Source organism: Sporanaerobium hydrogeniformans, assembly GCF_002735925.1.
In the GTDB taxonomy this organism is placed as follows: Bacteria; Bacillota; Clostridia; order Lachnospirales; family Cellulosilyticaceae; genus Sporanaerobium; species Sporanaerobium hydrogeniformans.
This window is the reverse complement of the sequence record NZ_PEDL01000032.1, coordinates 1-21,145: the sequence shown is the minus strand read 5'-3', so window position 1 is coordinate 21,145 and position 21,145 is coordinate 1. Positions and strand designations below refer to the sequence as shown.

The following is a 21,145-nucleotide window of genomic DNA, read 5'->3' as shown; positions in this document are numbered from 1 at the left end:
CTTAAGTGAAAATTAGGTGAAAGTAAAAAAACAAAGGTGCTAAATTTATAATAAATTTAACACCTTTGTTTTAAATTATAGGTATTTCTTTAATTGCTCTGATACAGCTAATAGCTCTTGCATATAGCCTTGTGCCCTTTTTGCGTTCTCTAAATTACTAAGCGCTATAGCACTTCCCTCACCTGCACTTGCACTTGTTTCTTCACTCACTGCTGAAATTTCGTTAATACTATTGGCTATTTTATTATTTGAAGAAACAATCTTATCTACCTTTTGATCTACTTCCTCCACCTTCTGATGAGATTTTTTCATATTTGTAAACATCTCATCAAAAATTTCTTTTGTAGCATTTACTAGCTTGTCCTGCTCTTCATTAATCGTATTTAACTCTTTTACAGCTTCCCCTGCTTGTTCGACCTTCTTAACTAGCTCCAATATGATTTCTGAAATATTAGCAGTAAATTCTTGGGTTTGATTAGAAAGCTTACGAATTTCATCTGCAACTACACTAAATCCTTTACCTGCCTCCCCGGCTCTAGCACTTTCAATTGCTGCATTAAGTGAAAGAAGATTAGTCTGCTGTGAAATACCCGCAATAAGCTCTGTAATACCATATACCTTCTCTGATTTTTCTTTAAGCTCTCTCATAATGTTATAAGTAGAAGTGTTTTGTTTACTTGCCCTCCTATTTTTTTCACTTATACTTCCCATCATATCTGTACCTTGTTGCAAATACCCTTGAGAAGCCTCTGAAACTTCCTTTACCGTTGTAAACTCATTAGCGGTCTCCTCTATAAGGGTACGAATAATCTCCGTCATTTCTGTTTGTTCCTGAATACTATGAGTTACTTCCTCTGAGCCATCTGCTATTTGACTCATTACTTCATTCACCTTAAAAGAAGAGGTTGAAAAAGCTTCTACTATACTACTCATCTCATCTGTATTTGTATCTAAAACCCCTATAACTTGAAATACATCTTTTAATAAGCTATTTTGCTTATTCATTTCATCCTGTATACGTTCATTATTTTCTTTTTTCATTTGATTGATAAGATAGATTAATTTATAGTAACCATAAGTAAATATAGTAAGCGCTCCTATTGTTACCATATAATTCGTTATAAATTCTGGTGTTATTTGCTTTTTTAAGACAATACGATTTAATAAATCTACTATATTAATCGTAATTGCCAGTATATTAGCAGACTTAATGAGTTTTTCATCTAAATACAGCGTACACACTAATAATACTGCTAGCCCTGTAATAAACACTATATTCGTTTTCGAACAAATTAATCCTATGGCATATATCAAAAGATAACATATCATTCCTATCCATTTAAGTCTTTCACTTGCTTTATCTTTAAAATATTCAATAATAACAAGCATATGAATAATAAGCATCATACCTACAATACTAGCAACCTGATTAAATGACCTTACACCTAATACATACTCCTTTATATAACCTATATATAGCATAGTAGCTGCTACAGTTCCTATTGTAAAAAATACCTTATTTATCCTTATAAGTTGCTTATCGTTCTCTTTCATCTTCTCACTCCCTTAATATTTTGTTCCTTTACTTATATGTTAACATAACAAGCTACTTAAAAAAATAGTTTATAGGAATATTTTTTGAATATTTCACATTATATAAATTTAATTTATAAATAATATTATTTATGAACTAATTAATTTTTATTTTTATATAAATACAAAAAGATGCTATGAATTTTAAGATTCATAGCATCCTCTTTGACCTACTAAAAAGCTAATTAAACTGTTATTATCCTTTAACTGCTCCCATCACTAAACTGTCTTGCACTTTTCTGCTCATAAAAATATAGATGATAAGAGTAGGAATGGTAGCTACCACTAAACCTGCTCCTATTGCTCCCCAATCAATAGTATATTGACCTGCTAAAGACTGAATACCTACTGTTAATGTCTTATATTTTGTATCACTAATAAAAACAACTGCAAACATCAATTCATTCCAAGCTTGTAAGAAAGTAAATATGGCTACTGTAGCAACAGCTGGTTTCATAAGTGGTACAATAATCTTAAAAAATACTTGATAGATACTACATCCATCTAAACAAGCAGATTCTTCTAATTCTATAGGTATGGACGTCATAAAACCTGCAAAAATCATAACTGCCATAGGAATGGCAAAAGCTACATATGGCAAAATCAAAGCAGTATAAGAATTAACTAGTTTAAAGTTTCTTAACATAATAAAAACAGGAAGTAAAGCTGAATGAATAGGTACAGTAAGACCTAACATATATAACGTATTCATAGGCTTCTTTAGCTTAAAAATCATACGTGTTAAGGCATAAGTTGCCATCAAGGAAACAATTACTGTAATGAGAATAGTAGCTCCTGTAACAATTACGCTATTTATAAAGTATCTCCCTACATTTCCATTTACAATAGCTTTTGTATAATTTCCCCATAACCATTCTTTAGGAAGTCCTAGTGCATTTCCTCCAAAAATTTCACTGTTTCCCTTTAATGAAAAAGTGACTAACCAATAAATAGGGAAAATTTGTATAGCCGCCCATACAAATAAGAGACTATACATGATGCCTGAGCTAACTTTTTGCTTTGGGGGTTCAGTTGTGGTTTTTATGGAATCTTCTGCCCCCATAAGTAAATTGGCCTTCATATTACACCTCCTCTTTAAATAGCTTACCAATGACTAAATAAAGTACCAAACATTCTACTACTACAAACACAGCCATTGCACTTCCATACCCATAACTATTACTCTTGAAAATAGTCTCAACCATAAGGGTACTAGTTACTTCACTGGCTCTTGCAGGGCCACCTCTAGTAAGGACGTATACAAGGTCAAATACCTTAAGTGCTCCTACTACTGCAAAAGTAAAAGATACTTTAAGAATTGGCTTTAACATAGGAATGGTAATATGAATACAGGTTTTCCCCCAAGTTGCCCCATCTATTTTAGCTGCTTCAAATACATCTGTTGATATGGATTTGATGCCTGCATAAAGTAAAAGCATATGATAACCTATATACTGCCATAATACTGGAACAACACTAGCTATAAGAGCCGTTTTTGTATCCCCTAACCATTCTCTTGTTACTGATTCTAATCCTACTGTTTTTAAAAACATGTTAAGAAGTCCATATTCTGGATGATAGATTTTCATCCAAAGTTGACCAATTACAACGGTAGAGATAATAACAGGAATAAAATAAACTGTTACAAAAAATCTTTCATACTTCACCCCTTTAGCTAGGACAAGAGCTAAAAGAAGGGAAATAGGTAGCTGAATAGCAATGGATGCAAAAGCAAATACAAGTGAATTTCTCACTGATTTTATAAATGCAGGATCCTTAAATAAACGTATATAATTATTAAGTCCTATAAAAGTTCCTTTACCAAATCCATCCCAGTCAAGCAGACTATAGTAGGACGACATCATAATGGGTGTAATAATAATAAGTGCTAATATGACAAAAGAAGGAAACAGAAAAAATAAGATGGCTTTTTTATCTCCCCATACTTTTTCCATTCATCTCACCTCACTTCATTATATTTTATAGAGGAATAGAACAACGGTCACTTTATACTTTGCTAAGTGACCGTCACTATATCCTTCAATCCCTATTGCTTTTTCTATTTTTGATAGATAGTCTCAAGTTTAGCAATGTATTCTTCTGGTGTAATACTTCCTAATAATAATTCTTGAAGCGCATTTAAGTAAATTTGTGTATCATTACCTTCAAGCAAAGTATCCCACCAAAGTGTAAAGCCTTCTGCTTGACTTGTAAGCTCTGCAAGTTGTACGGTAAGTGGATTAATATTCGTTTCATCTACATCAACTTTCCAAGCTGGAAGGTAAGCACCCGCAAGATATGTTTCTCGTGCCATGTTTTCACAGAAATATTTTTGGAATAATACAGCTGCTTCTTTATGTTTTGTGTCCGCATTAACCATAATGGCATCTACTGCACCACCTGTGAATTCATTTTTGTTTCCTTTACCATCTCCAAATACAGGGAATCCTCTTACGATAACTTTATCTTTAATTTTTGAATCTTCTCTGTAAACAGTACCTGCTGTCCAGCTTCCGTTAAAGAGCATTGGAATTTTACCTTCTAAGAAATCAATATCTGATTCATCTTTTGATAGACCCGCTGCACCTGCTGGGAAAGCGCCTAGTGATACAAGCTCTGCAAACTTAGTAGCTGCACTTAAAAAGGCTGGATCTTGAAAACTACCTTCTTTATTTAACGTTTTTACAATCGTATCATTACCTGCTGCCTTTAGTGCCATCGCATCAAAGTACATAGCAATAGTCCATGTATCTTTACCAGATACAGCCATCGGTGTAATACCTACTGCTTTAAAAGCCTTAACAGCTGTTATGAGCTCATCATAAGTTTCTGGAATTTTAATATTATTAGCTTTGAATAGCTCTTCATTCATGAAAAATGCTCCACAGGACAAACCAAAAGTCATACCATAAACTTTATCACCATAAGTTACATTGGCAAGTGCACCACCTACCATCCTATCTTTCGTGCCATCTTCTAAGTATTCATCAATAGCTAGCACTCTACCTGCCTCAATGAATGGTTTGGAAAATCCTCCCCCCCAAGTTGAAAAAACATCTGGAAGCTCATTAGCTGCTGCTGCTGCTTTGATTTTTGTTTTATAAGCTTCATTTTCTGTAGTATCTACTTTAATTTTAATGTTCGGATATTCTTTTTCAAAATCTGCTATAACTGTCTTTACTGCATTGTAAGATGCATCTGTTTCTGCCCCCCAAATATGCCAGAAGTTTAAGGTCACTGCTTCATCTGTTTTATTTTCTTTATTGGCTGCTGCTGCTTGTTTAGGTTCACTTGTTTTTGCTTCAGGCTGTGCTGTAGTGCCCCCACATCCAATAGTGCCCATAACCATGCCAAGTCCTAATACTAAAGCAACACCCTTCATTAACCTTCTTCCCATACTATCTCCTCCTCATTCATTGTTTTTACTTCTTTCTATACGTTAATTATATTGTGTATTTTAGATAACTTAAACGTAGATATATGACTTTTATCTTGTATATTATTTACTTTAGTTTATTTTTATCTTATTATAATAGCATCTATATTTATAAAATTATAGCTATTCTGTATCTCTATTTTGTGAATATAGATAAATAATCAATAAGGCTTTTGCTTAATTTAAGGAGGCTTTCATGCTTTTTATTTCTAGTCTCACAAAAAAATTACAACGTTTCTTTTTAAATTTATCTATAAAATTTAAAATTATATTTATATTTACAGTTTTTATTTTCATTTATGCAATCGCTGCTAGTTTACTTTATACAAAAGTGTTTAATACACAAAAGATTACTCAGCTTAGGCAAAGTTCTTTTCAATCTATTGATTTAATGAAATCCAGTATAGATGCCAATATTGAGACCATTAACAACGTCTCAAAGCTTATTATTTCAGATCCTAGTATCAACAACTACTTGAAAACTGCTGCTACTCCTATTGCATTACGAAAAAAAGCTACTCAAACACTTACTAACCTTTATGTAACTTTTCCTTTTATTGACTCCATTTATATTTACCACTTTGATGGCTCTAATATTAACGCTTCTCAGTCTGTTACCTATTCTCTTATTGATGAACTGCAAGCCGCTCCTTGGTATAAAAAAGTTATAAGTCTTAAGGGAAGTTATTTTATTACCATCAACGCACAAAATACACTTCTTCCCAATACAAGAAAAAATAACATTTCTCTTATGCGTGTGGTTTATGATATTAATGATATTTTGCCTATTGGTATTCTAGTTATTAATATTTCACAAGATTTTTTCTCACCTATTATTGAGGAAGTACAAGCTAAGTATGGTTCTTCCTTTGTCTTAATTGATGGAAATAATAACCCTATTATTAAAACAAAAGAACCTCTGGAAATGTTTTTGTCTAAACCTTATGAAGCCTATTCAGAAGGAACAATAGAAAAAATGAATGGTTCCAAATACTTTGTACTGGCCTCTAGTCTGCCTCAATACGATTGGAAAATCATTAGCTATACCGCACTTAATCCACTGAATAATACACTTAATGCCTTTATGAGTACCTTAATCCTCCTAGCATTAATTACCATCATTATCTTTCTATCTGCCTCTTTATTTACAGCTAATTTAGTAACTTGGCCTATTAAAAATCTCATTACTTGTATGCAAGGTGTAAAAAAAGGACACTTTAAACCAGTGGATATTGCGGTGGGAAATGATGAAATTGGAGAGCTTAAAGCAACTTACAATATTATGATTCATGAAATTGAAAAAATGATTAAACATGAAGTTCAAATAGAAAAGCAAAAAAGGAAATATGAATTAGATATCTTAAATGAGCAGATTAAACCACATTTTCTTTATAACACCCTAGACAGCATTGGGTATCTTATACTGAGTAATAATAATAAAGATGCTTATACTGCCGTTAATGCTTTAGGACAGTTTTATAAGTCTAGCTTAAATAAAGGAAAAGAAACACATACACTAAAAGAGGAAATTTTAATTATTAAAAACTATCTAATCATACAAAAATTTAGGTATGGCAGTATACTGGCTGATTCTTATGACCTCTCCCCAGAAACCCTATCCCTACCTATCCTTAAAAATTCTCTTCAACCTTTAGTTGAAAACTGTATTTATCACGGCATTAAACCCAGTGGTGAACCTGGAAATATCCTTATTACCTCTTCTATCAAAGAAAATAAACTTTATATTACAGTAGAAGATGATGGCCTAGGCATGACCAAAGAGAAAATGCAGCACCTAGAAGCAGAAACACTTGACCGTAATACTGCTAGTTTTGGCTTACGTGGCACCATCTCTCGTCTTAAAATTTATTATGAAAGTAATGATGTCTATGACATAATAAGTGAACCTTTTAAAGGAACCGTTATTATCTTAAAGATACCTATTAAGGAGGCTATATAATGTGTGTCCAAAATCTAAAAGTACTACTTGTAGATGATGAAGAAAATGTAAAAAACTTGCTTAAGCTTTGTATTGATTGGGATAATCTCAACCTTGAAATTGTAGGTGACGCCAGTAGTGGCATTGAAGCTTTAACTCTCATAGAAGAATGTCACCCCGATATTGTTCTAACAGATATTGAAATGCCTTATATGAATGGGCTTGCACTTTCAAAACAAATATTAGAAACCTATACTGATATCCAAGTTGTTATCATTACCGCCCATGATCAATTTAGTTACGCAAAAGAAGCTATTAATATTGGTGTACATAATTTTATCTTAAAGCCTATTGATCCGGTTATCATTACAGATACACTTAACAAACTAGCCCTTGAAATTCGCAATAGACGTAAAAAATTAACAGAGCTTGAAGTTTCCTATACCTATGTACAAAACAATATCTTTTCTCTAAGAAATAAATGTTTAAATGAATTAATCCAAGGAGACCTCACCAATTTAGAGCTTCTTAAAGATTTGCAAGCTAGAAATAGTATTTATCCAGAGCTTAGTGAGCATCTTCAATTGGCACTAATTGCTGTTTTATTTCCTATAAGCAAGTATTCTGCTAGTCAAAAAAGTGCTATTCTTAAAAACTGTATGCATTACATTGAAGAACAATATACTCCCCTCTATAAACTTTATGTTTTTTTAGACAACCAGCAACAGATTGCTATCCTATGTAATAGTGCTACTGTTTATTTGCCTGAGCTTACAGAGCATATTGTTGCTTATCTTGAAGCTAATTTAAACACAGTAGTTCATTGTGGGATTAGCACAACTACAGCTCATCTTGAAGCGCTTAAACAATGCTATGAGGATGCACAAACATCCCTTAAACTATGCCATATACTTGGAGAATCTATTGTCTATAATCACCCTTTCATGCAGACAGGTATAACTTATGACTTTTCCAAGGAAGATACCCTTCATCAACTGGTACTTCTTATCCAGTCAGGTTCTGCTGAACAGGCCATCAAAAATATGCAAAATTTATTACACAGTCATTTGGCTCAAAATTTATCTGATGTTACTTATATAAAATATAAAATTATTAATACTCTAGAAGAAATAGTGAAAACACTTACTCAAAATGGCATCCCCCCTTCTTCACTTTCATTTATTGAGACTTCTTATAAAAAAATTATTGATATGGAACGCTACAAAGATATGGAAAACTATACCCTTCATCTCATAAATGAGTTATGTGCCTTAACCTATGGTATCAACGGACATAAATTAAATGATATCGTGCTCCAAATCATTCATTATTTGGAGCTCCATTACTCTGATGAAACAATCACTTTAACAAATATCGCTCAATTATTCCATATCAACTCTAGCTACTTAAGTAGAACCTTCAAAAAGGTAACAAATAAATCTTTTAGTGAATACTTAGTAGAAATACGTATAAAAAAAGCAATGGAGCTCCTACAATATTCCAATTATAAAGCTTATCAATTGGCTCAAGAGGTAGGCATCCCGGATCCCAATTACTTTACTAAATGTTTTAAAAAAGTAGCTACTATCAGCTTTCAGGATTATAAAACTTCAAGTAGGTGTTAAATATTAAAAGAGCCGACACACAAACTTTTTAGTTGGTGTCGGCTCTTAATCAATCTACTAGCCATTCTTATTCATTTTTAAGTGCATCATCAAAAGCAATAGATGATGGTTTATAATCAATCTTTTTAACATATGCACAAGCTTCTGTTGCTCCAAAAATCCTGTCCATGCCACTGTCTTCCCACTCTACTGATAATGGTCCTTGATAATTTGCTTCATTCAGTACACGTATTATTTTATCAAAGTCTACATCTCCATGTCCAAGCGAAACAAAGTTCCATCCTCTTCTCATATCTCCAAATGCTAAATGTGAACCTAAAATACCATTTCTCCCATCTAAATTCACAAAAGTATCCTTCATATGTACATGATACACCTTATCTATAAAATCCTGTAAGAAAATAGTTGGATTAACCCCTTGCCAAATCAGATGACTTGGATCAAAGTTAATTCCGAGTGTAGCTCGATTATTAAAGGCTTTAAATAACCTTTCCGTAGTGTAATAATCAAAAGCAATTTCTGTAGGATGTACCTCTAAAGCAAATTTGATACCACATTCATCAAACACATCAAAGATAGGTGTCCATAAATCCACTTGTTCCTTATATGCAGCTTCAATCATAGCTTCTGTGGTTTGAGGGAAAGAGTACCAGTACTTCCATATAGCTGAACCCATAAACCCTGTTACCACCTTACATCCTAATGCCTTAGCTGCCCTAGCTGTATCTTTTAGTTCTTCTATCGCCCATTCACGAATCTTATCTGGCTTCCCTGCTAAATGTGAAGGGGCAAAGCCATCTAATCTAGGATCCCATAAATCTCCTACACATTGTCCTGGCAAATGCGCACCTAATGCATAACATGTTAATCCATACTTCTCAAGCACTTCTTTTACTTCTTTTACATAAGCTTCATCTGTAGCAGCTTTATGGCAATTGATATGCCCCCATGTGGCAAGTTCTAATCCTTCATAGCCCATCTCACTTGCTATTTTACATATTTCTTCTAATGATAAATCTCCCCACTGACCTGTAAATAAAGTTACTGTTCTTCCCATCTAATTGCCTCCTTTTTTTATTTAAAATTCTACCCATGCATTGCCTTTTTCTGTACTCTCTATACACGCTTCTACAAAACGCACCCCATCTACACCATCTTCAACTGTAGGATACTCAATCATGTTTTTATCAAAAGTACCCTCTTCTTTTGCAATAAGACAGTCAATAAAATTACTATATAGATTTGCCATGGCCTCAAACCATCCTTCCCCATGTCCGCTTGGAAGACGTGTATATTTAGCTGCTACTGGTTTTATAGCCCCATGTCCTCTATGCACTTGTATGAGTGTACCATCAGCCTTTGCTAATTCAATATTCTCTGGTTGTTCTTGAAACCATGAAATACTTCCTTCACTACCATAAATACGTATTCTTAAGCCATTATCATGTCCAATGGCTATTTGAGATGCCCAATAAGATCCAGATGCCCCATTTTCATATTCCACAAGTACTACTGAGTTATCATCCAATCTCCTATTAGGTACAATGATATCCATCTTTGCTAGGACACGTTTTATCTTTAACCCCGTCATTCGATACACTGTGTTTTCTATATGGGTTCCTATATCTCCTAAGGCATTGGATTTACCTGATAAAGCAGGATCTGTTCGCCATTCCCCTTGCTTATTTCCTGATATATCTTCAAAAGCTAACCAACCTTGAGGGTATTCCCCCATAATCATACGTATGTCACCAATCTCTCCAGCTTTAATCATTTCTCTTATATGCATAGCTGTCACATGACCTGAATAAACATACGTTACCATGAAGAGTAAGTTCTTTTCTCTCGCTATTCGCTCAAGTTCTTCTGCTTCATCTAAGCTTACAGCTAGTGGTTTATCACAAGATACTGCTATCCCTGCTTCTAGAAATGCTTTGCAAGCAGCAAAGTGTGCATAATTAGGAGTTACAATAACTACAAAATTAATCCCATCTTCCCTTGCAGCTTCTGCTTTTGCCATTTGTTCGTAATCTTCATACAACCTGTCAACTTCTACCCCTAACAGCTTACCTGTTTCTAAGGTCTTTGGATAAGAACGTGAAAAACAACCTGCAACAAGTTTTGCTTTTCCATCTAATGCTATTGCTCTCCTATGGGCATCTCCAATAAAGGCATCAGGTCCTCCTCCTACCATTCCATAACTTAAAACTTTCCCCATATTTCCTCTTCCTTCCTCTATCTATATTTTTACTTACTAGAACGTTTCTGAATCATTTGTATTCCAACTGCAATAAGTAAAATAATTCCCTTTACGGTATCATTTAATAATGCATTCATACCTAACGCGGTAATAATCTTATCTATAATGGTAAATGCCATAGCCCCAAACATAATCCCTACTACTTTTCCTTTTCCTCCAGACATACTAATGCCACCAATAACTACAGATGCAATAGCATACAATTCAAAATTCATACCAGAAGTAGCAGGGTCAAAGGAAGTATCTTTTGCTATTTTTAAGAAGGCAGCTATTCCTACTAATGCACCACATATGGCAAATGCTTTGATTCTAACCCACTCTACATTAATACCAGCAAGTTTAGCTGCACGTTCATTACTTCCTACAGCATAAATATTTTTCCCAAATTTCATATTAGTGGTCATATAAATAGCTGCTAATACAATAAATAGGAATACCCATGCCAAATTAGGGATAGTAAATACATTCCCATTACCAAATTCAAATAATGCCGTATAGCTTGCCATTGATGCTTCTATTCGATATCTTGTCTCTCCCATCTCATTCATCATATATTGAGAAATAGAGCGAAAAATGAGCATTGTAGATAGGGTTACGATAAAAGGAGGCATTTTACACTTTCCAACGAGTATACCGTTGATTCCTCCACAAATTCCTCCTATTACTAGTGCACATATTAAAGTTAATAAGATGCTACCCGTTATGTTATAAAATAAAATTGTAAGGCCTCCTACAAATACAAACATAGAACCCACTGATAAATCGATACCATCTGTTAAGATGACTAATCCCATTCCTATAGCAATACTACCTATAATAGAGCTATGTAAAAGGATATTCGTAATACTAGTCCAAGACGTCTCACTACCATTTATAATGAGAAAAACAATAAAAATTACTAGAAATATCAAAATGTAATTACACTCATTCCATAGCTTTTTTATATTCACCTGATGATGTGCTTTTCTACTTTCTAATTTAATCTCTGTCATTTTCTTCCTCCTTTTCATTTAATCTTGTATGCACGGCATGTGTGGCATGAAGCATGACATTTTCTTCATTGATTTCATTGCGATGAAGCTCTACCTCTATTCCTCCATGATAAAAAACAATACATCTATCTGCTATTTTCTGAATCTCTGGTATTTCTAAGGTATTCATAATAACTGTTTTACCTTCTTTAGAGAGCTCCAGAATCAACTTATAAATCTCACTTTTTGCTCCTACATCAATTCCTTGTGTAGGATTATCAAATAAAATAATATCTGCCTTTGTATTTAACCACCTTGCCAAAATGACTTTCTGCTGATTACCTCCTGATAAGCTAGTAATGGCATCACCATAATGATTAGCCTTTATATTTAGCAATTCTTTTAATCGTGTATATTTATTTATTTCCCTTTGTTTAACAATATGCTGCTTTTTATAATTAAGGACATGCTCCGAAATATAAATGTTTTCTAATAAACTCATATCAGGAATAATAGAGTTTTCTTTTCTATTGGCAGCTACCATTGCAATTTTATTTTTCATAGCTGTTTGAATATCATTTTGAGTAACTACCTTTCCATGTACTTTTATTTCACCACTCTTTGCTCTCATTACACCAAAAATAGTTTGTATAACTTCTGAGCAACCTGCACCTTGAAGTCCTGTAAGTCCTATGATTTCTCCTTTTTTAACACTTAAATTAATATTTGAAAACCCTTCTCCAGAAAGATTTTTTAGCTCTAACACTACCTCTCCTAATGCTCTTGTCTCATACATGGATTCACTATTATAGCTTTCTCCTACCATATATCTCGTGATTTCCTCAGGATTAGTATGTTTAATATCTTGGCATTTAATAAAGCTTCCATTTCTAAGCACTGTATACCTATCTGAAATTTGGAATATTTCCGGCATTTTATGAGAGATGAAAATAAAGGATTTACCTTGCTTCTTTAAATGCTTAATGATACCAAATAGTTTTTTTATTTCCTCATTATTGAGAGCAGTCGTGGGTTCATCCAATATAATTAATTTTGCATTGCTATGGAGTACCTTAGCTATTTCTAACAACTGTTTTTTACTCGTATCTAAATGCCCTGCGAGTTCAAGAGGGTCTATATCTACTCCTAGACTCTGCATCAAGTCACGCGTCTCATTAATCATGGCTTTCTTCTCTAATTTTCTAAAACCATTTATCAATTCTTTTCCTAAGAATATATTTTCATAAACCTTTAAGTCATTAAAAATGTTTAATTCTTGATGTACAAAGCCTATTCCTATATCCTCTGCCTCTTTAATGGTGGTATGTATTAACTCTTTGCCATCAAAAATAATACTCCCACTATCTCTTGTATAGACACCCGCTAGTATATTCATTAAAGTAGATTTACCTGCACCATTTTCTCCTAATAATGCATGTACTTCTCCTTTATTAATGGTAAGATTTACATTACTTAATACTTGAACTCCAAAAAATGACTTAGAAATATTGGACATTTTAAGTAATTCCATATGCCCCCCCTCTCTTCAAATGACCTAGACATTTGATAGAACCCTCCTTCTATCAAATGTCTGATCACTTGACTTTTTAACTATTTTTCTTCATAAGAACCAAATGCCTTAAAATCACCTACATTATCTTTATCTACAACACTTACAGGAATAACATAGTTTTGGTCAATACTTGTATCTCCATTTAAAAAGTCCATCATCACTTGCATCGCTTCCTGAATCATAGCTGGGTCGTATGTAACTGAGAAAAGATCATAAGTCGTTGGATAAGCAATTGTTTTATGCTTATCTTTAAGAACCGCATACATTTCTGCTAAGCCAGAAGATGCTGATAATGCTTTAAATTGCCCCATAAATGTTTCTTTCTTAGTTGCATCTAAGGCAGCACCATTTAGAGATTCTAAAATACCCATAGCAATTTCATCATCATGTGTATAAATCCAATTTTTCTTAGATGGATCACATTGAGAACTACCAAACCAAGATTCAAATAATTCTTTGCCTTTATCACGGCTCCATCCAGTTGCGGCTGATTTCACTACTACCTTATTAATTTCATCCTCACTCCAGCCTTGTTCTTGTAAATACGTTCTAAACCCTTTAGAGCGTAATTCAGGTACAGAAGAATTATCTCCTATCATTTCATAGACATAGTCATTTTTACTCAGTCCGTCTGCAATAAATCTTTTTGCTGTTTCATAACCAATTCCTTCGTTATCTCCCTTTACATTCGCAACTACATTCTTATCAATAATATCACTATTAATGACACGGTCGAATTGAACAAAAGGTACATTAGCTGTTGCAATTTTCTCTAATGTTGATTGAAGACCATTATCATAAGGTAAAATAACAATTCCTGCTAAGCTATTAGTTTTGGTTAATAAATCATCTACTTGTTGAATCTGATCTTCTACGTCTTTTGCTGCATATACCTTTACAGAATACTTTTCTGATAAATCTTTATCCGCATTTAACATTTCAGCTTTTTGTTGTGCATAAGTTAATACTGCTCCTGTCCAACCATGATCTGCACTTGGTACCATTACCGCAATTGTCTTCCCCTTTTTGCTTCCACTTGAGCCACATCCAGTGAGTCCTACCATCATTGCTATTGTCAAGGTTGCAACTAAAAAAGTTGCCATGATACGTGTTTTTCTCATAGTTCTCTCCTTTTTTATTTTTTATTTTCAGACTTATCTGATATAAAAAGTATAGCATCAAAATCATGCTTGGAGAGGTATACTATAACGACAATACACGTCTTATGGCAACTTCTTATTATTTTATAAGGTATCCTTAATTGATATTCGTATTGTTTATTTGGGTGAAAAGGTCAATTTGCCTTTGTATCTCTTCAATTACTTTTTCTGAACCGGCTTGTTTCATTTTTTCTATAAATTCTTGATAGACTTCCTCCCAATTCTCACAGGTCCCACTTATCAATTTATCTCTATACTGCCTAACAACTAAATCTATTTTTTTCATCTCTAGTACGATCATCCTTGTATCTAATTCAAAACCTATAAGAGGAGACCTTATGGCTTTTTTATTATATGTCCTTATTTGTTCAAACTCCCCTTCAGTATTTTCAAAATCTAAAAAGACATTCCCTAAGGCATAATGAGAAAGCTTATAGAGCGGTTTTCCACTCTCATCATTCACACTTCTTACTTGCCCATTTGGTAACTGAACATAGTGTCTGCCTTCAAAACCATTAACTAGTAATTGATATAACTTGGCACCTTCCTCAGAATTAAGTAAATTGATAATCTCTAATGCTCTTTTAGGATTTTTACTTGTTTTTGGAATAGCAACTGCATTTCTAGTAGAATCATAAGCTATATACTTATAATTCTGTATAGGTATGCTGATTATTTCATATTCTGTATCTACATTATCTCTCACTACACCATGCTCGCCATATTCTTGTAAAAAAAGAATACTACCAAACTTCTTACCATCCTCCTTATAAGGGTCTAGTAGTTCTTCTATATCTTTACGTATATAGCCTTTTTGATACCACTCATACATGGTTTCAAAGTAATCTCTATAATTCTCTAATTCATACTTATTATAAACAGTCATCTTCTTGTCAAAAATCTTAATAACAAAAGGGGATTCTGGTCCGTAAATCCCTTCATAACCTTTATCAACTATCTTGGAAAAGGTTTTATAAGATATCCCTGTATGACTTAGGTCTTGCCTATCTATATAAGCTAGATAAGCTTCGATGCTTTTATAACATTCCTTAGTGGTATAAGGGCTTTCTCTGTTCATACGTATCAGCTCTTGCAAACTATTATAAGAAGCTGCATAACTCTTATTTAGCACAATCTCATAGTCTTTGCGATAGAGTGCACCTAGTAAAGGAACACTATAGGTTTTTCCCTCTCGTTGTTGCATTTTCCAAATTTCACTAGGTATTTCGGATAATAAGTTTTGCCCATATGTACTTAATAAATAGTCAAGAGCAATAAAAGACCCTTTCTTCACTTCCTCCGTATAATTAAAAATATCATTACCAATCCAAGCTAAGTCTACAGCTTCATTCGTTGCCATCTTCATATCCCAACGCTCTTTATAATTTTCTATAGGAATGATATCGAATTCTACTGTAGTCCCTGGGTAATACTGTTGCAATTCCTTATTGAATCTTGCATTTACACCTTGGTAATTAGAAGACTTTTCTCCAAAAATCATCCACTTTAACACAATCTCTTCCTTATTAGCCTCTACTTGAGGTATATATAATTCATTCTTTTTTACCCTATAATTTCCTATTACAACTGCTAAAGCTATTATAGAAATACCTATTCCTATTTTCCAATTATTCGGTTTCATTCTATCTTCCTTTGCCGCTATAAATTTTTAGATAGGCACTGTTACAGTAACAATAGTTCCTTCCTGGAGACTACTTGCAATGCTTATTCCTGCTTCATCTCCCATGAGCAACTTTAATCTCTGATTGACATTTCGAATGCCTATATGCTCTTGCTGCAATGTATACTTCTCTACCATATCTTGGTTTAGGCAGTTAACCTCCTCTTGATCCATACCTATCCCATTATCTTTTACATAAATAATAATGTATTTATCTTCTTTTTTAATAGAGATGGTAATAATACCAAGCCTTCGTAATGGTTTAATACCATGATAAACTGCATTTTCAATAAGAGGCTGTAAACTTACTTTAACAATAGAATGTTTAAGAACTTCCTCTTCTACATCCCATTCCACTTTTATCTTATCTTCATAGCGTAACTGCAATATCTCTATATATAACTTTGCATTGTGAATTTCTTCTTCTATACTAATAATCTGTGTATTGGTTTCGAGACTAATACGAAGCATTTCTGATAAATTTAAAATAATTTGTGATATCTCATTTTCTCCACCACTACTAGTTATAGACCTCCATCTAATATTTTCTAAGGTATTATACATAAAATGTGGGCTAATTTGTGCTTGCAGTGCTGTAAGCTGTGCTTTATTTATAATGTTCGTATACTCTTTCATTTCTTGCTGTAGTTGTTTGTTAGAGTAGAGGTTTCGTATAATATTAACTGCTATATCATGGATTTCATCCTTCTTTAATCCTATCCCACCTTCATAGTCTTCTCCATAGGTATCTGGGTTCTTTAAAAGATCCAAAATACTTTTTACAGGAGTATAACAATAAAGTGCAATGATGAAGGTTGCTATAATTGAAAGTATGATACACGCTATAAGGAGCTTACCATAAAAAGCTTGTATGCTATTGTGATATTCTGCATAGGCGCTAAGTGGTGTAAGGGAAATATATTTCCATTTAAATTCCTTAGAAGAATCCACTGCTACTAATAAATCTTCTTTTCCCTCATGTATAATCTGATAACCATCTTCATTCTGATAATTAATATTTTCATATCCTTTTATTTGATCAATCTTCTTTCCCATTTCATTTCTATTAGAACTAAAAATAATGTTATCGCGATCATCTAAAATGACTAGCCTTTCTTGAGAAGCCTTTATATTGGCTATGATCAAATCTTCTAGCTTTTGTGTATCAATATTAACAATAATTCCTCCTAAAAATTGCATCTGTGTTAGCCTAATAGGATGGATATAAGAAATCAGATAAGGATAGGTACCATATTTAACCCTGCTAATCATCCGATTAGGTTCATATTCCCTTTTAATCAGGTTATCAAACCATGTCATGTCGTCAAACTCACTAATTTTTCCTCCCCCACTATTAGTTACAATATACTTACTTTTATTAGAGTAAATATAAATCGTATCAATATAATCAAAAACTCCTGAGTACATTTCTATCTTATTTTTAACTTTTATTACTTGATCTCTTCCAAATAACTCCTTGGTATCTGGTAATAAAAATTTATAAACTTCTTCATCTAATGAAAGCTGCCCCGCAATTTGTACAGCCTCGTTCATAACAACATCTATACGGTCTCTTGTTTTAGCCAGTGCGTTGGTACTCATATTCCCTACTTCTTCTGCAATAATACGATCCATCTTATGCGATACCGCAAAAATAATAATGAAATAAGTTAAAATCAGAAGACCTAGTATAATACCAAAGCTTTTAACTAAAATACTATTAAATCGATAATCTTGTATATATTGCAAGATTCTACTATCTTTTTTCATCCTTTAGCCTCTTCATTTAAATTTGTATGCCTATAGAATTCAGTTGGTGAATATCCCGTATATTGTTTAAAAATACGAAAAAAATATTTTTCGCTTTTATAGCCTACCATTTTACTTACTTCATATACCTTATACTTTCCTAGGCTCAGAAGCTCCTTTGCCTTTTCCATTCTTAACTCTATCAAATAATCTGTAAACGTCATTCCCATATACTGTTTAAAAAGTCGGCTAAAATAAGCGGCATTTAAAAAAAGCTTATCTGCTATATTTTCTAAGGAAATATCATCATGATAATTACTCTTTATATAAATTAGTGCCTGATCCACAAAATGTCTGGAATTTGCATTTTGCTTATTTCTTACTACTTTCATCGCCTGATGAAACATATCTTTACACTGTACTTTTAATTGTTGTAAGGTCTTAGTCTCTAAAATTTTTTGATAATGTAATGTCTCATCAATATCTCTCCATAAGTCTATCTCTATTTTCATACACTTATTAGAAAGCATAGAAAACATATCAATAACTAACTTTTTTACTTTTTCTAAGGGTAGCTTATGAAATTCATAAAAAATAGTTTCTATTAAATCATTTAGAATCTCGAAATCTCCATCATTAATAACTGTCATAAGTAGCTTGTACTTTTGCGTCAACCTTTTATAATCCTCTGGAAGTATTTTCTGCTGCTCTAAATTATTTTCACTTTCTCTATTTTCTATAATGCTACTGTTATAATCTGTCATACAAAGAATATCTGGGAATATTTTTTCAATGGTAACTTTAAAGTTAATCTTTAATAATACCTTAGCAATTTCACATTTTTCTTCTATTTGAGACTTTATCCGTTCTTCAAATAGTTGGATAGATTCATTGACAGTTGTAACAACAATGATTTTTAAAATATCTTCTGCTAAAAATACAGGAAAACTTATTAAATCTTCCACTTTACCTCCAAAAATATTATCTATAAGATTATGGAAGTTTTCTTTTCTAAACTTCTCCGTATGTTCTTCTAATTCCCAGTCTATACTTAGAATACAGCAAGGCTTATCAAGTTCTAATGCCAAATGTAATAAATTTTTCTTTTTAATGAGTAATTCCTTTGATCTCAATCCTCCTACGAGTAAGGTTATCCAAAATTGTTCTCTTAGCTCTGGTAATAGTGCATTGAATTCCTCTAGTTCTAAATTCCTTTTCCTTTCTTTTTCTTTTTCCTCATCTAATTCCTTAGCAATCTTATGAAATACCTCTGTCACTTCTTCCAATCTAATAGGTTTTAATAAATAATGCACCACATCATACTTAAGAGCCTTTCTGGCATATTCAAAATCTTTATATCCACTGATAATTACTACCTTTGTCTTTAACCCTTGCTCCTTAATATATTTTGCTAACTCCAGCCCAGACACTTCCGCCATTTTAATATCTGTTAATACCACATCCACCTTATTTCGCTCTAGAAACTCTATGGTTTCCTTCCCATCTTCAAAAGAATCTACAACTTCAAAACACATTTTCTCCCAGTCAATATATTCACAAATTCCCTTTCGTATAGCTTTCTCATCATCAACAACTATTAAACGATACATAGTGGCCCCCTAATATGGTGAATTTTCATTCAAGTATTCTAAAACATTATATTTATTGACTTCCTCTGTCTCAATAATAGTTACCTCTTCATAATCTTCGCCCTTAATTATCTTTTCGCCTATACGGATAGCCTTTTTAATCATTGTAGGTGAATAAGTTAATGAAAATAATATATATTGTTTCTCATTCTGTATGCGATGGTACATTTCTTTAGAACCTGCTGAGCCTGCAATAACTTTCAAGTTTTTAAATTTTTTATTGCCATCATTTTTTATACTGTACTCATCTAATGCATCTAAAATACCTAATGCAATTTCATCATCATGAGTAAAAATAGCCCCTACCCCATCTATTTCTTGTTCTGAGTGATCTCTCACCCAATGCTGAAGCAATTGCTTTGAATCTTCTCTTTGCCATCCCGTATAACCTACTTGTTCTTTCTTAAAATTATTATTAATCGTTTCATCATATCCATCTGTTCTTTGCTGAGGTACAGTAGATGTATCTCCCATAAATTCTAAAACTTTTGTTCCATCTGGAAAGTAGCCATTAAAAAGATCTGCTGTTTTAATACCAATTCCTTTATTATCTCCTTTCACAGTAGCTGTTGGTGCAAAGTCAGGAATTTCCCTATCAAATATAACTAGTGGAATCCCTGCATCTTTAATAATCATAGCTGCTGTTTTCAGAGAAGCTCCATCCATAGGTAACATCACAATACAGTCTACCTTTTCTTCTACAAGTTCAATTAATTGTGCGGATTGTTCGTTAGTGTCTGCAGAAATTATAAATTTGTATTCCCAGTTATTTTGCTGTGCTACCTCTTTTACTTCTTGCTGAGCATAATAGGCTACTCCAACAGGCCAATCATGAGTCTCTCCAATCATACTTACAGCAATAACTTTTTTCTGTGGTATCTCCTTTTTTTTCAAACTAAAGTAGCCCACAAAAGTAAAACCTCCTATCAAACTAATCAATAACAGGGCTTTTACTTTATTTTTCATCTATGCCTCCTTTTAACTACTAAAAAATTTACAATATTTCCTCTTCCATTATACATCTTTTTGTACATTTTTTTCAATATTATGTATTTTTATAATAAATTTTATATACTGTAGACCATCTAACTTACAAGAAAATAGTACAAAAAAAAACACCCTTCCGGGTGTCATTATCTCTTATGCTCTCAAAAACAAATACTACGACATATTTTGTTTTAACCGTTATGATGGTCATACCATCTTATTTTAGGTCAAACCCTCGAACCGTTAGTACTTAGTACCTACATGCATTACTGCACTTACAGCCTAAGCCTATCTACCTCATAGTCTCTAAGGGGTCTTACTTCCTTTCGGAATGGGAAGTCTTATCTTGAGGGGGGCTTCACGCTTAGATGCCTTCAGCGTTTATCCCTTCCAGACTTGGCTTCTCTGCTATGCCATTGGTATGACAACAGATGCACCAGTGGTCCGTTCATCCCGGTCCTCTCGTACTAAGGACAACTCCTCTCAAACTTCCTGCGCCCACGACGGATAGGGACCGAACTG

15 protein-coding genes and 1 rRNA gene are annotated in these 21,145 nt (G+C 33.1%); 2 read left to right on the top strand and 14 right to left on the bottom strand.

All coding sequences use genetic code 11. The features are described from left to right. Positions 1–75: 75 nt before the first annotated feature. The 4 genes from CS063_RS16310 to CS063_RS16295 all read right to left on the bottom strand — a co-directional run bounded on the left by CS063_RS16310 (position 76) and on the right by CS063_RS16295 (position 4,990). Positions 76–1,554, bottom strand: coding sequence for a methyl-accepting chemotaxis protein (locus CS063_RS16310; protein ID WP_099450752.1), 1,479 nt, complete (start codon positions 1,552–1,554; stop codon positions 76–78). A gap of 235 nt (positions 1,555–1,789) precedes the next feature. Then, on the bottom strand, positions 1,790–2,674 hold the full coding sequence (locus CS063_RS16305; protein ID WP_330401032.1) for a carbohydrate ABC transporter permease: 885 nt from the start codon (positions 2,672–2,674) through the stop codon (positions 1,790–1,792). A 1-nt stretch (position 2,675) separates the two neighbouring features. Next, positions 2,676–3,548 (bottom strand): carbohydrate ABC transporter permease, encoded by an 873-nt coding sequence (locus CS063_RS16300; protein WP_099450751.1) that lies wholly within the window; start codon positions 3,546–3,548, stop codon positions 2,676–2,678. A 104-nt stretch (positions 3,549–3,652) separates the two neighbouring features. Beyond that, on the bottom strand, positions 3,653–4,990 hold the full coding sequence (locus CS063_RS16295; protein ID WP_099450750.1) for an extracellular solute-binding protein: 1,338 nt from the start codon (positions 4,988–4,990) through the stop codon (positions 3,653–3,655). Positions 4,991–5,225: 235 nt separating this feature from the next. Here CS063_RS16295 and CS063_RS16290 point away from each other — a divergent pair, with 235 nt between their 5' ends. Next, the gene (locus CS063_RS16290) at positions 5,226–6,989 is read left to right on the top strand and encodes a cache domain-containing sensor histidine kinase (protein WP_099450749.1); all 1,764 of its coding nucleotides are present in this window, start codon (positions 5,226–5,228) and stop codon (positions 6,987–6,989) included. Then, the gene (locus CS063_RS16285) at positions 6,989–8,593 is read left to right on the top strand and encodes a response regulator transcription factor (protein WP_099450748.1); all 1,605 of its coding nucleotides are present in this window, start codon (positions 6,989–6,991) and stop codon (positions 8,591–8,593) included. The genes CS063_RS16290 and CS063_RS16285 overlap by 1 nt, the downstream gene beginning before the upstream one ends. Positions 8,594–8,660: 67 nt before the next feature. Here the strand turns inward: CS063_RS16285 and CS063_RS16280 are convergent, their stop codons facing one another. The 10 genes from CS063_RS16280 to CS063_RS16235 form a co-directional block, all read right to left on the bottom strand. Then, positions 8,661–9,650, bottom strand: coding sequence for a sugar phosphate isomerase/epimerase family protein (locus tag CS063_RS16280; RefSeq protein WP_099450747.1), 990 nt, complete (start codon positions 9,648–9,650; stop codon positions 8,661–8,663). Positions 9,651–9,671: 21 nt separating this feature from the next. Beyond that, on the bottom strand, positions 9,672–10,811 hold the full coding sequence (locus CS063_RS16275) for a Gfo/Idh/MocA family protein (protein WP_099450746.1): 1,140 nt from the start codon (positions 10,809–10,811) through the stop codon (positions 9,672–9,674). A gap of 29 nt (positions 10,812–10,840) precedes the next feature. Further along, a complete protein-coding gene (locus CS063_RS16270) occupies positions 10,841–11,845 on the bottom strand; it encodes an ABC transporter permease (protein WP_308415550.1) in 1,005 nt (334 codons plus the stop codon). After that, positions 11,832–13,355, bottom strand: a complete 1,524-nt coding sequence (locus tag CS063_RS16265; protein ID WP_099450744.1) for a sugar ABC transporter ATP-binding protein — start codon at positions 13,353–13,355, stop codon at positions 11,832–11,834. The genes CS063_RS16270 and CS063_RS16265 overlap by 14 nt, the downstream gene beginning before the upstream one ends. Positions 13,356–13,435: 80 nt before the next feature. Next, positions 13,436–14,518 carry a substrate-binding domain-containing protein gene (locus tag CS063_RS16260; protein ID WP_099450743.1) on the bottom strand — a complete coding sequence of 361 codons (1,083 nt, stop codon included), beginning with the start codon at positions 14,516–14,518 and terminating at the stop codon, positions 13,436–13,438. Positions 14,519–14,654: 136 nt separating this feature from the next. Then, entirely contained in the window at positions 14,655–16,199 is a 1,545-nt protein-coding gene (locus CS063_RS16255; protein ID WP_099450742.1) for an ABC transporter substrate-binding protein, read from the bottom strand. Positions 16,200–16,226: 27 nt separating this feature from the next. Continuing rightward, positions 16,227–18,008 carry a sensor histidine kinase gene (locus CS063_RS16250; RefSeq protein WP_099450741.1) on the bottom strand — a complete coding sequence of 594 codons (1,782 nt, stop codon included), beginning with the start codon at positions 18,006–18,008 and terminating at the stop codon, positions 16,227–16,229. After that, a complete protein-coding gene (locus CS063_RS16245) occupies positions 18,005–19,597 on the bottom strand; it encodes a response regulator transcription factor (RefSeq protein WP_099450740.1) in 1,593 nt (530 codons plus the stop codon). Before CS063_RS16245 ends, CS063_RS16250 begins: the two co-directional genes overlap by 4 nt. A 9-nt stretch (positions 19,598–19,606) precedes the next feature. Continuing rightward, positions 19,607–20,602, bottom strand: coding sequence for a substrate-binding domain-containing protein (locus CS063_RS16240; protein ID WP_099450739.1), 996 nt, complete (start codon positions 20,600–20,602; stop codon positions 19,607–19,609). 244 nt (positions 20,603–20,846) lie between these two features. Then, positions 20,847–21,145, bottom strand: a 23S ribosomal RNA gene (locus CS063_RS16235); the annotation flags it as partial.